We start from the raw sequence: 13,454 nt of genomic DNA on the forward strand, positions 1-13,454 counted from the left end.
CTATACAAATTGGCAAGGGTGCCGAGTGGCACCCTTGCTTCATGATCACGCAGCCTTGGCGCGTTGGTTGGCCGAAGCATCCGCAAGTTTCGTCAGATCGCTGTCCGTTTTCGACTCTTCCTGAAGCGTCTGATCGAGAAGCTTCGCCGCATCGCTCAGGCCAAGTTCTTTTGCCCACCGCTTCAAAGTTCCATATCGGGTGATTTCGTAGTGCTCGACCGCCTGCGCGGACGAAATCAGGCCGGCGTCGAGCGCCGCTGTATCCTTGAACTCCTCCATGATCTCCTCGCCTTCGGCGATGATCCCTTCGATCGCGTCGCAGGTTTTGCCTCTCGCTGCCTTGCCCATGATCTCGAATACCTGGACAAGTCGTTCGACATGGCCCTCCGTCTCTTCGCGATGCTTCTCGAAAGCAGCCTTCAGGTCTTCCGACTGCGCCGCACGTTTCATCTTCGGCAAAGCCTTCAGGATCTTGCGCTCAGCGTAATAGATGTCCTTGAGAGTGTCGTGGAACAGGTCTTCAAGGGTCTTTTCCTTTGCCATGGTACTTCTCCTCTCATGAATTGTCGGATCATATTTGAAGCCCCGAAGGCCGCTAAGTTCGCGGAAAAATGTGAGAATTAGCCAGTGTTCCGGTTCAAAGCGGGCATCTTCACCCGTCTTTTAACGCAATGTGATAGCTTAAGTTCCGTGGCTGGGGCACACAGGGGGCTTGTTCGAAGGAAGATTACAGAGCAGATATTTATGATGCTGCTGTAAATGCTAAAACTCGATGATCTTAAATAGACAATTCAGTATATAAGGACATCTGCCACCTTTGCTCCAAGGTCTAGGCTGACAGATAAGTTAAAACACAGCTATGTCGAATGGACGAGCGCCGAAACGCATTGTAGGTTTGAACTGAGCGTTTGATGGAGGGACAATGCCGGAGCACCTGTTCGCCCGGTTCAGTGAGGGGCATGACGAATTCGCGAACCCGAGCGTCATGGTGAGGAACATCCGTGCCTTCGACTGGTCTCGATCGTCGGCGGGGCCGATCTATATCTGGCCAGAAGAACTCAAATCAGCCGTCCGACTGATTTTGCTTTCTGCTGCACCCATGGCAGTTCTGATTGGTCGCGAGGGCCTTGTGGTTCAGAATGATGCCCTGCAGGAGATGCTCGGTGAGCGCTATGCAACTGCACTCGGGCAACCGATTACGAAAGCGTTGCCCGTCGCGGCCAGCTTTTTCCGTGATGCGATCAGTTCCTGTTACGACGGCAAAGGCGTGCGTTTCCGCGACCAGCCAGTCAAGTTGTTGCGCGACCGGCAGTTGGAAACGGCCTGGTTCAGCCTCGCGTTGACACCCATAGCCGACACCCATGCCCACATCTATGGCGTTCTGGTGGTTGCCAGCGAAACGACCGAACGAATGCGGGCGCTCAAGGCGCTGGAGTGGTCGCAACAGCGGATGGAACTGGCACTTGATGCCGGTGGTATCGTAGGAACCTGGGATCTGGACGTTCGCAGTAACAGGGTAACCACGAGCGGCTCCTTTGCCGGCCTGTTTGGTATTTCCCAGGAGGAATCACGGCGTGGCGTCAGGATTGATATGCTGTCGCCATCTGTTCACCCCCAGGATCGCGACCGAGTCTTTGAGGGTTTGCGCGCCGCAATCACGTCGGGTTCGGATTATCGCTGTCACTATCGCGCAGTAACCAGCAAAGGGGACACCCGCTGGTTTATTGTTTCCGGGCGCCCTGTCTGTGACGACAGGGGACGGATCGTCCAGTTCGCAGGTGTTGTCATTGACACAACTGAGCAGAGCGAGATGGCGGCCGCTCTCGAACAGAGCAATCTTCGGTTCGACCTTCTGGCGGAATCCATACCCCAGATAATCTGGAGCGCGGATGCGGACGGACGGCACGATTATTTCAACGGACGGTGGACGGAATTCACCGGCATCGCCCCGGAAAATATCCAGCCGACAACCTGGCAGAAACTCATCCATCCTGACGACCGGGATCGGGTTGCCGAAACCTGGCAAGAGTGTCTGAAGACTGGCAAGACCTACGACATCGACTACCGCTTTCGTTATCATGACGGCAGCTATCGTTGGCTCTGGGTCGTTGCCCTTCCGCTCCGAAATGCAGACGGCGAGATCATCCGCTGGTACGGGACGTCATCGGATATCGATGCGCCTAAGCTGCTGGAAGAACAACGCGAGATGGTATCTCAGGAACTCGACCACCGGATCAAGAATCTGTTTGCGTTGGTTAATGGGTTGATCGCCGTGTCTGTCCGAGAGCAGCCGGAACACCGGCCGCTTGCAGAAACCTTAGGAGCCCGTCTGGATGCCTTGCACCGGGCCCATGGGCTTATTCGCGCCGGGATGAAGCAGAACTCCGCTTCACTGCGAGGTTTGCTGGAACAATTGCTCGCTCCCTACATGGGCGGAAGCAACAATCGAATCACTATTGATGGTCTGGACGTTACAATTGACCCGGGAGTGGCGACATCGGTTGCCTTGGTATTCCACGAACTGATCACCAATGCCGCGAAATACGGGGCGTTGTCTCGGGCTGCGGGAGCCCTTCATGTCACGGTGAGCACGGACGGCGATCACCAGATTATCGAATGGAACGAGAAGTTCAGCGGCTGCGTGAATGGCGAAGCCGGAGAGGGGTTTGGTTCGCGACTCATCAAAACCATGGTTGAGGATCAACTCCGCGGACGAATAACCCGTGACCTGTCGGCGAAGGGGCTGACGACACGCATCGCAATTCCGCGTTCGATCTTTGCTTCACCTGCTGGACGATAGCTGAGCGCATCCCGACCGATTTTTGCTTCGCATTCAATTCCCTGTGTAGCCACTGGACGGTGCGCGCGGCCCCCTTGGAAAGCAACCGCCTCGGAGTGTAATAACCATTGGTTATTTCACTGAATGGCTTTGTAGGTTATGAGGCGTCGGCGGTATTCTTCGGCTTGAGAATGACGAAACGGAGGACTGCGTCTACTCCGTAACCCTATAAATTGATGCCGCCCGCAAGTTGGGTGTCGTTGGAGGAGGCCTGCCGATTACTTCATGGACGGGGGTGTAGGGCCCAAAGTTCTTTTGAACGCCTGGGCGAACGCGCTATGTGAATGGTATCCGACAGCTTCGGCCACCGCCGCCACTCTCTCGCCCGTCCCGAGCATGCGCTGTGCGAGGATCATACGCCATGTGGTCAGGTGGTCGAGCGGAGGTTGGCCCACGCGGCCGCCGCCGACAATCGACACCTCGTCTCCCTGGCCGAGTTGTACCAGATCCCCGCCCGGCGGCGCGTAGAGCGCTATGCCATCTGCGGGCTCGACAGCGGGATCGCTCGCCACCGTGTAGCGCGTGTCGCTCACTAGGGCGACGTCGCCCTGGGGCAGCGCTAATGGTGTCATGGCCGGAACAATCAGCCAGCCTTGTCCAAGGATGACCGCGACGACTTTCAACCGCGCCCGACCGTCGAACGAGAGCGCCCAGTTACCGGAGGCATCAAGGCCGTGGCGCGGATGTCCCGCGCGCTTAGCGCGCTCAAGACGCTGGAGAAGGGATCGGACATTGTTTCGGCGGATCGCGATATAAACATGGCTTTCCTAGCATAGATCATCCGCTGATCCGCACATAGCAACAAGCTCGGAACATCATGGAGAATGCACATGCCTCTGGAGAACCAGGTCGTCGCAGTGACGGGTGCCTGACGCGGCATAGGTGGTGCGACTGCCATCCATCTTGCTGCTCGCGGGGCAAAGCTCGTGCTTGGCGCTCGCAGCGCGGAGGAAATTGCGGCGGTCGTGGGCGAAATCGCTGCCACCGGGGATAAGGCCATTTACCGACCCACGGACGTGACCCGGCGGGCGGACATGGAGGGGCTGGGTCACTTGCCTGCGAGCGTTTCGGAAGGCTCGACGTCATCGTTCACAATGCGGGTATAGTCCCCATCTCCCGTTTCGATGCGTTGCGCGTCGACGACTGGGACACGATAATCGACATTAATCTGAGGGGTGCCCTTTTCGGCATCGCCGCCGCGCTACCCGTCTTCCAGCGGCAGGGCGCTGGACATATCGTCAACATCATCTCGACCGCCGGGCTCAAGATCGTGCCGACCAAGCAGTTCCTCCGCTTTCGGCTGGGGCTTCGGAGCATCTTCATAGATCAGCACTTCGGGTCCGCCGAATGCGTGCAGGCGTATGGCTTGCATCATGTCGTTCATGGGGCTGTTTCCTCGGTCTATCTCGTTCCTTTCACATCTATTACGAAGATATGCAGTTGATTATAGGGGAAGCTGTCGGTTCAATAGTGCCATGAAGGAACAAATGGCATTGGAGCGGTTGACCGGGCTCATCGCGTTCGCTGACGCTGACGCGAGAGGGACGCAGCCTGCATGAGCGCGCGCTTCGGCTGCTGCGCGATGCTGAAGAAATCGAGCAGATAGCGGCGAGCGCACGTTCAGAGCCCTCCGGCACGCTCCGAGTTACCGCGTCCTTGCCGATAGGCATTCACGTGATCGTGCCGGCACTGGCGGCATTCCGCAGGCGGACCTGCGCCTCAGCGACCGGATTGTCGATCTGGTGGAGGGGGGAATCGATGTCGCCATTCGCATCGGCGATCTTGCGGACTCGAAGCTGCTGTCGCGCCGGCTTGCTCCATACCAGCTATGCTGTTTTGCATCGCCCGACTATCTGGCGCTATGCGGGACGCCGGATAAGCCTGATCAACTCACCGACCATGATACGGTCACGCTTCGCTATCAGAGTTCCGGGCAGATCATGCGCTGGCCCTTTCTGATCGGAGGCCGCCTTCTGGAGATCACGCCAGCTTCGGGCATGACGGTCGATGCAAGCGATGCACTGATTGCCGCTCTGGCCGCGGGCGCGGGCATAGGAATGTGCCCAACATTCGTCACGGCACCTTATGTGACCCGCGGCGAACTGGTGCCGGTGCTCTCGGACTTTGCTGTCGAGCGCCATAATATTACGGCGCTGTGGCCAGAAAGCCGACGCGCAAATCCTGCTGTCCGCGCGTTTCACTCAATGCTTCAAGAGGCATTTGAGAAAAATGATTGAAGCGGGAAAAGGCAGTCATTGGCGGCGGCAGATCTCGGACACGGATTGGCCCGACCAAGATGGCTGGGAAAAAACGGATAGCCATGAGAACTATATCTACTCCATATCCCTCCATGGCACTTCAAATTAGTGCAATTGTCGCATTGCAAATTGGGATGGTTGTTTTGCCTGTCTGCTTTTGGCCGACGAAGCCATGAAGGCGGCCATGTCCAAGCGCGCCATGCTTCGGTGGTAGACCAGATTATCCGGCTCCTCCGGCTTTAGAGCACCTTCAGCACATTCCGACGCCTTGGGGCCGGTGGACATTCAGCCAGTAGACCGAGTTTGCCGCAAGCCCCTCTTCAAGCCCGATCTGCGGCATCAGACAGCGGCACTCGTGACTGATTCCTCGGGCTTGCCGACAAGCTCTTGTATTTCCAACCCGTCCAGGGTCTCCTTCTCCAGCAGGCGGCGGGCGGTGCGCTCGAGCTCGTCCCGGCGTTCCGCCAGCAGGCCGACGGTCCGCTCGAACGTCTCGTCGACGATCCGGCGCACCTCCTTGTCGACGGCGGCGGCCGTCTCGTCGGAATAGGTGCGTTCCTGCGGGCCATAGTAGGGCTGGTCGGTGGCGAGGAACGAGCGCCGGTCCTTCTCCAGTGCGATATGGCCGAGCCTCTCCGACATGCCGTAGCGTGTGACGATGGCACGGGCGATGTCGGTAACCTTGGCGAGGTCGTCCGCGGCGCCGGTGGACAGATGGCCGAACACGATCTTTTCCGCCGCGCGGCCGCCGAGGAGCACCGCCATCTTGTTCCCTAGTTCCTCCAGCGTCATCAGGAAACGGTCCTCCGTCGGCCGCTGGATGGTGTAGCCCAGCGCGCCGATACCGCGCGGGATGATCGAGACCTTGTGGACCGGATCGACGCCCGGCAGCGCCATGGCCACGAGCGCGTGGCCCATCTCGTGATAGGCGACGATCTCGCGCTCCTTCGGGTTGAGCAGCCGGTTGCGCTTTTCGAGACCCGCCACGATGCGCTCCACCGCATTGTTGAAATCCTCCATCGTCACCGCGCCGGCCTTGCGGCGGGTGGCAAGCAGCGTCGCCTCGTTGACGAGATTGGCGAGGTCCGCGCCGGTGAAGCCGGGGGTCAGCGCCGCGATCTTTTCCGGCTCGACGTCCGGCGCGAGCTTCGCCTTCTTCAGGTGCACGTTCAGGATCTGCACGCGGCCTTTTCTGTCCGGGCGGTCGACGAGAACCTGCCGGTCGAAGCGGCCGGCGCGCAGGAGCGCCGGGTCGAGGATTTCCGGCCGGTTCGTGGCGGCGAGCAGCACGAGGCCGGTCGAGGGATCGAAGCCGTCCAGCTCGACAAGGAGCTGGTTGAGCGTCTGCTCCTTCTCGTCGTGGCCGCCGGCCATGGGGCCGATGCCGCGGGCGCGACCGAGCGCGTCCAGCTCGTCGATGAAGATGATGGCCGGTGCCTTGGCCCGGGCCTGCTCGAAGAGGTCGCGCACGCGCGCTGCGCCGACGCCGACGAACATTTCCACGAACTCGGAGCCCGAGATGGAGAAGAACGGCACGCCGGCCTCGCCCGCCACGGCCCTTGCCAGCAGCGTCTTGCCGGTGCCCGGCGGGCCGACCAGCAGCACGCCCTTTGGCATGCGCCCGCCCAGCCGGCCGTAGCCCTGCGGATCCTTGAGGAAGTCGACGATCTCCTTCAACTCGTCCTTGGCCTCGTCGACGCCGGCCACGTCCTTGAAGGTGACGCCGGTGTCGGACTGGACGTAGACCTTCGCCTTCGACTTGCCGATCTGCATGAGCCCGCCGCCGATGCCGCCGCCCATGCGCTTCAGCGCGAACATCCAGATGCCGACGATAAGGAGGACGGGCACGATCCAGGACAGCAGGTCGCGCAGGAAGGTGCTTTCGATCTGCCCGGTGACCACCACGCCGCGCTCCTGAAGCTGACGTGCGAGGTCGGGCTCGACGCGGGTGGTGATGAACATTGGCCGGCCGTCGACCGGCTGTTTGAAGGTTCCCTGAATGAAGCGGTCCGATACTGCCACTTCCGCGATCCGGCCTTGGCCGAGATAGGTCTCGAACTGGCTGTATGGGATATGCGCCACCTGAGTGGCGGTCGTGAACAGGTATTGGAATGCCATCAGGAGGAAGAAGGCGGCGATCCAGTACCAGATGTTGAACTGCGTTTTCTTGTTCATTTCCATTGTGGCCGCTCCTGGTTATCTCACAACCAGCAGAAGGCGACCGCCATCGCGAAACAGTTCCAGCGCCAGGATGGCACGCTGGCGCGCGATCGCGCTGCGCAAATCAGCCAAGGAAGAAACAGGCGACCGGTTGACCGCAACGATCAAGTCGCCCGCTCGAAGGCCAGCACGCGCAGCCGGACTGCTCGGCGTGATGCTTTCAATCAAAATGCCTGGCGCGCCGGCTTGCCGCGCCTCGTTAACGGAAGCGGCGCGCATGTGCGCGCCATCGAGCGGGGTGCCGGATAGATCGGCGGATGCACCAGTTTCTGAAGCGATCTTGGCGCTGACGACCCGCTCGCTACTACCACGCTTGATTGTAAAGCTGATCGTGCTGCCGACTGGCGTGAGGCCGATGCGGTTTCTCAGGTCTGTCGCGCCCTGAACAGCACGCCCGCAGATCGCGGTGACCACATCGCCCACCTGCAAGCCGGCGCGCTGTGCCGGCGAGCCGGGCTCGATGCTGGCGATCACAGCTCCGCGCAGTTCGCCAAGCTTGAGCGCCTCCGCGATATCCGGCGTAAGGTCCTGGATACCGACGCCCAGCCTGCCGCGCCGCACTTCACCGTGTTCGATCAACTGCTTCATGACGGTTACGGCCATGTTACTAGGCACCGCGAAGCCGATGCCGATGTTGCCACCCGCAGGCGTAAGGATCGCCGTATTGATGCCGACTAGCGTGCCGTCTAGGGTCACCAGGGCACCGCCGGAATTGCCCGGATTGATTGAGGCGTCAGTCTGAATGAAGTCCTCGTAGCCGTCATTGCTGATGCCGCTGCGACCGAGCGCGCTGACAATACCGGAGGTTACCGTTTGTCCCAGGCCGAAGGGGTTCCCGATCACGACCACATAGTCGCCGACCTTGAGGCGATCCGAATCGCCGACCTCCAACGCGACGAGATTTCTGCTCTTGACCTTGAGCAGCGCGATGTCCGTTGCTTGATCGGAGCCGACAAGCTCGGCACGCAGGCGTTGCCCGTCCTTCAGTGTGACCGTGATCGTGCGAGCATTGGCCACCACGTGATGATTGGTCAGCACATGACCTTTGGCCGCGTCGACGATCACCCCGGAACCGGCGCTCATGCGCTGTTGCGGAGGCGGCGCATGCGGAAGATCAAAGAAGCGTCGGAAGTAAGGATCGTTGTAGAGTGGATTTGATGCCCCAGGTGTTTCTGAGACAACCGAGATGTTGACGACAGCCGGCGTCACCCGTTCCAGCACGGGGGCAAGGGTGGGAAGCTCTCCCGCAACGCCCGGCACGGCCTGCCCGATTGTCGCGCACGGTAGCCCCGCGAAGGCGAGGATGGCGCATAATGTGATGATGGGCGGACGCAGGGCTATGAGATTCCTGAACATGAGCGATCTCCGTTTGGCCAGTCTGTTGGCTCCTCTGTTCCGCCTGAGGTTAGACGGAGAGTGCAAGAAAATGGCCCGGCGCGTGCCGGGCCACGTTGCAAAATCATGCTGTCGAAAGAGGTCGGTTTGTCGTGGACCACAGGCTGACCGCAGCGAGCACGGCGACGACGAGGCCGGCGACCACATGCACCCACATCGCGGCTGGGAGGGCAGAGAAGCCCAGTGCCCAAGGCGCGATTACGGACCAAAGGCCGAGCGCCACGTTGGTCCATTCCTCGACCTGATGGAATGTGTAGAGCGCAGCGACCGCGATCAGCGTCACGGCAGCACCGACGATCCAGGCATTCCATGCGGCATAGGTTTCAGCCGCATAGCCGAGATACCAGGGCGAGAGCAGAAGACCGAGACCGGCAATGATGTTGACGACATCGAAAGCCGCCCGGTTATCGGAAGACAAAGACTTCAGCATCGTTCATTCCTCCGTGTCGGTTTGCTTGCATCTTCAATGAACGGTCTTTCGCGAACGGGAGGCGGGTGCGGCGGCGCTTCCGCCACCGCCATCGCGAAGCCTGGAAGCCGGATCGGGCGGAGGCAAAAGCTGCCTTTCATCTGCTCCAGGCAGAAACGGTGCGAGTTCATCCCGCGTGAACGCGCCCGCCGCGATCTCGTGCAGGGCAAGATCGCCCACGCTGCGATCGACTGCGTCGAGCCTCGGTTCCGCGCCCCGGGCGAGCGCCCGGATGCGGGAGGCAGCGGCAAGCGTCAGCGCGAACCGGTTCGGCAGAACCTTCTGGCAATCGAAAACGACATGCGTATCCATCGCTGCACCTCATGCTGCCTTTCGTGTGCCTGAATCATCCCGATCATCCGCGAACTCGCGTTCAAGCGCGAGCAGCGCCTGCTCGACCTCGTAGAGGCGCGACGGCCGGCCGTTCTCGGGCATGCCTTCGTTGGTGGCCTGGTCGATCAGGTACTCGGTCCAGGCCCAGTTCATCAGGATCGCGCGCTTCGCTTCCAGCGTCAGCGTCGGATCGCTGACCACCTTCATGGGCGTCGTCCAGCTTTCAGGATCGGGCGGGTCGTTGCGGTTCGCCGCGCCGTCGAGCGCAAGCCCGTAGGTCTCCCGAAGGGCGGCGAGCCCGAGCCGGTCGAGCGTCGCATCCGAGAAGGCGTGCGTTGATTTTCCTACACACGCCTGCTTCTCATCGGCGCGCTGGCTGCGGCCACTGCCTGTCGTCTGCCGGGGCGGTGTTTGGACCATATAGGTCAGACCCTGTCGCTCGGCGTAGCGGATGGCCGATTGCAATGTCGGGAAGCTCAGCTCGACCTGGGTCAGCGTATCGTCGCCGCCCGTGTAGCCCATCAGCGGCTCGATGAAGGGCGCGGTGCGCCGCTCGAACACAAGTCGCCAACCCTTCGTGCCGGCCTTGCCGGAGGTCGTCACCGCGCGGGACGGCTTGTAGATGCGCGCAACCGCGCCATCCGGGAAGACCGAGCGCCCCATCGAAAGGGGCTTGTGCCGGTTGTCGTTCGACGGCCACTCTTGCGGAATTGAATTTCCAGTTGATCTGTTGATCTGTCTCGTCATCTCCATTGTTCATCCCTCCCTCTCTGGCGAAGGATGCAGCCGACGGCGGCCAGATGGCCCGCCGCCGGCGCCTGCCATGCGTCAACTCTTGATGGCGATGCGCTTGACCTGCGACTGCGCCTTTTCGCTCTTGGGCAAGGTCACGGTCAGCACGCCGTTTTTGAACCGCGCGTCGACCTGGTCGTCCTTGACCTCGTAGCCAAGCGGAATGCGACGCTCGAAGCGGCCATAGAAGCGCTCCGAGAACCGTCGGTCCTTGTCCTCCGTCTCGGAGCGCTTCTCGCCCCGCAGCGTCAGCACGCCGTCGTCGAGCAGGACCTCAATGTCCTTCTCTTCGAGGCCCGGTACCTCAGCTGTCACCTTGATTTCCTTCTCCCCGTCCGAGACCTCCACGCTCGGCCAGCCGCCGCTGAAGGCGGAAGCTCCCACGAGAGAGGGCAGGTTCGAGCCGAAGCCGCGAAAGACGTCGTCGAACAGCCTGTTCACCTCGCGATGCAGCGAAAGGAATGGATCGCGATCGCCATCGCGCAAGACACTGGGAACCTGATTGCCGTTGCTGCGGCCCCAGGGAATCAGATCACGGACACTCATTATTCTTCTCCTTTCTGTTCGTTCGATTGACAATGCTTTACCGTCGGCGCCGGGAAGTGCCCGGCGCCTTGCGCGAATTACGCTGAGAGAGCTACCTCAGGCGGCCTGCTTGTCGGCCTCGATCTGCCTGGTCTCGACCTTGGGCAGCGCCTCGCCGGCCGCGATCTGGATCTTGCGCGGCTTCATCTCTTCGGGAATCTCACGCTTGAGATCAATCGTTAGCAGACCGTTGACGAGGCTAGCGCCCACAACCTTCACGTGGTCGGCCAGTTCAAAGCGACGCTGGAATGTGCGCGCGGCAATTCCGCGATGCAGATACTGGCTGTTGTCCTCGCCAGCCTTCTGACCGGACACCACGAGCATGTTCTGCTCCTGGGTGATGGTCAGTTCGTCCTGCGTGAAGCCGGCCACCGCCATTGTGATGCGGTAGTCGTCCTCGCCGGTCTTGGCTATGTCATAAGGGGGCCAGCTGTCGATGGTCTCTACGCGGCTCGCAGCTTCGAGCGCGTTCAGCATTCGGTCGAAGCCGACGCTCGACCGGAACAGGGGAGTAAAATCGAAAGTGGTTCTCATAGCCACATCCTCCTTGTGAAGCAATATGGGTACAAGTTTCTATTTCCGTCAGCGATGACATTCATCGTTTGACGGGCCAGACCCCAATGGGCGTCCGGCGACTGCGATTTAGGTTTGGCAATTTGCCTGTTCAAGAGGTTGCCGAGCGCACCGTGACACTTTTTTCTGTGATCGCGCCGCTTATCTAATAGCCAGATGGATGATCGGAATAGCACCCGAAATGCAGGAGGTAACTAAATGACGCTGGATGAAATTACTTCTGTCCTCGGCCCGGTAGACTCCAGTCTTGTTGCGGAAATCAACCGAACCGGCGCGTCAGCGGCTGAACTCGCCGAAGCTTGGGCCTGGTTTAATGCTGACGAAGCGTTGGTCAACGAGGGACGATCACTGCCGTCAGGAAAAGTCGCAGAGCTTGTTGGAATACTGGAAGTGGCAGAATTGACCGAGGATACTTAAGGAGGGAAGGGCGCCGGAAGTTGAAAATCTCCTTCGCGATCAGCGCTCGCTGTTTAACTGGGCTACGAGGTTTTTATTCGGCGCCTTTGAATCCGGGAATCTCAAAACCAAATCAGTTGCCGCCAGTTGCTGAAGACAGGGCTGGTCTTGCCTGAGGCGCCGTCGAGCAGCGCGGCAGATACATCCATGTTGCTTCAAGGAGAATATGGCTATGGCGACATCTTACAATTTCTCTCCTCTGTGCCGGTCGAGCGTCGGCTTCGACCGGGTCTTCAATCTGCTGGAAAACGTTCAGCGCGCGCGATCCGTGAGCGACTGGCCGCCCTATGGCGCGTGAAGACGGGAGACGACAGTTATCGTATCTCGGTCTCGAGGCTGGCTTTGCGCAGGACGATCTCGGGGTCACTTTCCAGTCGAATCTACTCACCATAACCGGCAAGACGCAGGAGGCACCTGACGACAGCTACTTGCACCGCGGCCATTCCGCGTGAACTTTCGCATGCGCAGGGCATCCAACTTGCCCGCGATTTCGTCCAGACCGAATTTGTCGATCAGGGCATGATTGCCGACCTGAACGTGCATTGGGATTTTGCCGAGGACGGGAGCCCCAAGCCACACGCCCATGTCATGCTCACCATGCGCTCGGTTGACGAGAACGGTTTCGGCCAGAAGGTGCGGGACTGGAACCGCACGGAGATGGTCGAGCGGTGGCGCGAACGCTGGGCCGAGCATGTAAATGAACGGCTGGCAGAACTCGACATAGACGCCCGCATCGACCATCGCAGTCTTGAGGCGCAGGGCATCGAACTGGAACCGCAAAGCCAGATTGGTGCACCGGCGCAAAGGATTGAACGGGAGGGGATCGAGACACGTAGTGCCGGCGACGGGATAGAAGCCGCCGACACCGTTGCGGATCGGGCAGAGATGCACGGGGAGATCGCCCGCAACACGGCGAGCGGATCATAGCCGATCCTTCCGGCTTGCCCGCATCCCCGGCCTCAAACCGGATGATGTGAATGCGAAATCGCGAGCATTGCAGCGTACTCCGTCATAGAGCGCCGTCCCTTGTCGTACCGTTTCGTAGTCAATCGCAGATCATGCGGCGGGAATAGGGGACAATGGCGTAAGAATACTTGAAATTTGCGGCGGGCGAATCCCCCTAAATTGGAATAGTGTCGCATCCTCAGTCTAGTGATCGCTCCAGCGCCGACATGACGACGGATTTCTGGATGAACAATCGGTTTGGCCGATGCGGAAAGCGCTGGAAACCGTAGCTGGCATAAAACTCCGCCGCCTTGTCATTCTTGGCGTCCACGATGATGACGAACAACTGCAAGGTCTTGCTTGCATCAAGAATGCGGCTAAGCGCATCTGTCAGAAGCACTTCACTAACACCCTTGCCGCGCACCTGTTCATCCCGCGCCAACCGACCGATCAGCGCAACTGCGGTATCGCAGTTCACTTAACGATCCGACGCACCATTGTTAGTTCCATAATGTAAATTATGCGATTTACATCTATAACAGCAATATACAGATGCGACAGATGGGCAAGATAGAGATGCGACATTTTT

The 13,454-nt window shown here is 59.9% G+C and carries 13 protein-coding genes and 5 pseudogenes; 7 read left to right on the forward strand and 11 right to left on the reverse strand.

Features of this window, described 5'->3' with window-relative positions:
- Positions 1 to 45 precede the first annotated feature (45 nt).
- The gene (locus WIX40_RS23560; RefSeq protein ID WP_109987526.1) at positions 46 to 543 is read right to left on the reverse strand and encodes a YciE/YciF ferroxidase family protein; all 498 of its coding nucleotides are present in this window, start codon (positions 541 to 543) and stop codon (positions 46 to 48) included.
- A gap of 379 nt (positions 544 to 922) precedes the next feature.
- On the opposite strand from WIX40_RS23560, the gene WIX40_RS23565 reads away from it, so the two are divergent.
- On the forward strand, positions 923 to 2,800 hold the full coding sequence (locus WIX40_RS23565; RefSeq protein ID WP_182506669.1) for a sensor histidine kinase: 1,878 nt from the start codon (positions 923 to 925) through the stop codon (positions 2,798 to 2,800).
- Positions 2,801 to 3,057: 257 nt separating this feature from the next.
- On the opposite strand, the gene WIX40_RS23570 is transcribed toward WIX40_RS23565, so the two are convergent.
- Positions 3,058 to 3,462: an AraC family transcriptional regulator gene (locus tag WIX40_RS23570; protein WP_210272992.1), complete on the reverse strand. Its 405-nt coding sequence runs from the start codon at positions 3,460 to 3,462 to the stop codon at positions 3,058 to 3,060.
- A 303-nt stretch (positions 3,463 to 3,765) separates the two neighbouring features.
- On the opposite strand from WIX40_RS23570, the gene WIX40_RS23575 reads away from it, so the two are divergent.
- Positions 3,766 to 3,945 carry a hypothetical protein gene (locus WIX40_RS23575; protein WP_318281710.1) on the forward strand — a complete coding sequence of 60 codons (180 nt, stop codon included), beginning with the start codon at positions 3,766 to 3,768 and terminating at the stop codon, positions 3,943 to 3,945.
- A 5-nt stretch (positions 3,946 to 3,950) separates the two neighbouring features.
- A pseudogene (locus WIX40_RS23580) lies at positions 3,951 to 4,064 on the forward strand (oxidoreductase); the annotation flags it as partial.
- A gap of 48 nt (positions 4,065 to 4,112) precedes the next feature.
- Here the strand turns inward: WIX40_RS23580 and WIX40_RS23585 are convergent.
- Positions 4,113 to 4,223, reverse strand: a pseudogene (locus tag WIX40_RS23585) (NADP-dependent oxidoreductase); the annotation flags it as partial.
- Between the two features lie 128 nt (positions 4,224 to 4,351).
- Between WIX40_RS23585 and WIX40_RS23590 the strand changes: the two are divergent.
- Positions 4,352 to 5,076 (forward strand): annotated as a pseudogene (locus WIX40_RS23590) (substrate binding domain-containing protein); the annotation flags it as partial.
- 360 nt (positions 5,077 to 5,436) lie between these two features.
- On the opposite strand, the gene ftsH reads toward WIX40_RS23590, so the two are convergent.
- The 7 genes from ftsH to WIX40_RS23625 form a co-directional block, all read right to left on the reverse strand.
- Entirely contained in the window at positions 5,437 to 7,278 is a 1,842-nt protein-coding gene (gene ftsH, locus WIX40_RS23595; protein ID WP_182506668.1) for an ATP-dependent zinc metalloprotease FtsH, read from the reverse strand.
- A gap of 15 nt (positions 7,279 to 7,293) precedes the next feature.
- Positions 7,294 to 8,673 (reverse strand): Do family serine endopeptidase, encoded by a 1,380-nt coding sequence (locus WIX40_RS23600; protein WP_182506667.1) that lies wholly within the window; start codon positions 8,671 to 8,673, stop codon positions 7,294 to 7,296.
- A 103-nt stretch (positions 8,674 to 8,776) separates the two neighbouring features.
- Positions 8,777 to 9,142 (reverse strand): SPW repeat protein, encoded by a 366-nt coding sequence (locus WIX40_RS23605; RefSeq protein ID WP_144897487.1) that lies wholly within the window; start codon positions 9,140 to 9,142, stop codon positions 8,777 to 8,779.
- A 33-nt stretch (positions 9,143 to 9,175) separates the two neighbouring features.
- Positions 9,176 to 9,493: a DNA-directed RNA polymerase subunit omega gene (locus WIX40_RS23610; protein WP_122001562.1), complete on the reverse strand. Its 318-nt coding sequence runs from the start codon at positions 9,491 to 9,493 to the stop codon at positions 9,176 to 9,178.
- A 9-nt stretch (positions 9,494 to 9,502) separates the two neighbouring features.
- Positions 9,503 to 10,267 (reverse strand): NADH dehydrogenase ubiquinone Fe-S protein 4, encoded by a 765-nt coding sequence (locus WIX40_RS23615; RefSeq protein ID WP_182506666.1) that lies wholly within the window; start codon positions 10,265 to 10,267, stop codon positions 9,503 to 9,505.
- 75 nt (positions 10,268 to 10,342) lie between these two features.
- The gene (locus WIX40_RS23620) at positions 10,343 to 10,852 is read right to left on the reverse strand and encodes an Hsp20/alpha crystallin family protein (protein ID WP_182506665.1); all 510 of its coding nucleotides are present in this window, start codon (positions 10,850 to 10,852) and stop codon (positions 10,343 to 10,345) included.
- A gap of 96 nt (positions 10,853 to 10,948) precedes the next feature.
- Positions 10,949 to 11,425: an Hsp20 family protein gene (locus WIX40_RS23625; protein WP_182506664.1), complete on the reverse strand. Its 477-nt coding sequence runs from the start codon at positions 11,423 to 11,425 to the stop codon at positions 10,949 to 10,951.
- A gap of 237 nt (positions 11,426 to 11,662) precedes the next feature.
- Between WIX40_RS23625 and WIX40_RS23630 the strand changes: the two genes are divergently transcribed.
- From WIX40_RS23630 to WIX40_RS23640, 3 genes and pseudogenes are all read left to right on the forward strand, one after another.
- On the forward strand, positions 11,663 to 11,881 hold the full coding sequence (locus tag WIX40_RS23630) for a hypothetical protein (RefSeq protein WP_182506663.1): 219 nt from the start codon (positions 11,663 to 11,665) through the stop codon (positions 11,879 to 11,881).
- Between the two features lie 211 nt (positions 11,882 to 12,092).
- A pseudogene (locus WIX40_RS23635) lies at positions 12,093 to 12,360 on the forward strand (Hsp20 family protein); the annotation flags it as partial.
- A pseudogene (locus WIX40_RS23640) lies at positions 12,359 to 12,858 on the forward strand (MobA/MobL family protein); the annotation flags it as partial. The pseudogenes WIX40_RS23635 and WIX40_RS23640, both read left to right, overlap by 2 nt.
- A gap of 206 nt (positions 12,859 to 13,064) precedes the next feature.
- Here WIX40_RS23640 and WIX40_RS23645 read toward each other — a convergent pair.
- Positions 13,065 to 13,343 carry a GNAT family N-acetyltransferase gene (locus WIX40_RS23645; protein WP_262077783.1) on the reverse strand — a complete coding sequence of 93 codons (279 nt, stop codon included), beginning with the start codon at positions 13,341 to 13,343 and terminating at the stop codon, positions 13,065 to 13,067.
- Positions 13,344 to 13,454: the final 111 nt, after the last annotated feature.

Origin of the sequence: Ochrobactrum teleogrylli (assembly GCF_037482325.1) — a bacterium.
GTDB lineage: Bacteria > Pseudomonadota > Alphaproteobacteria > Rhizobiales > Rhizobiaceae > Brucella > Brucella teleogrylli.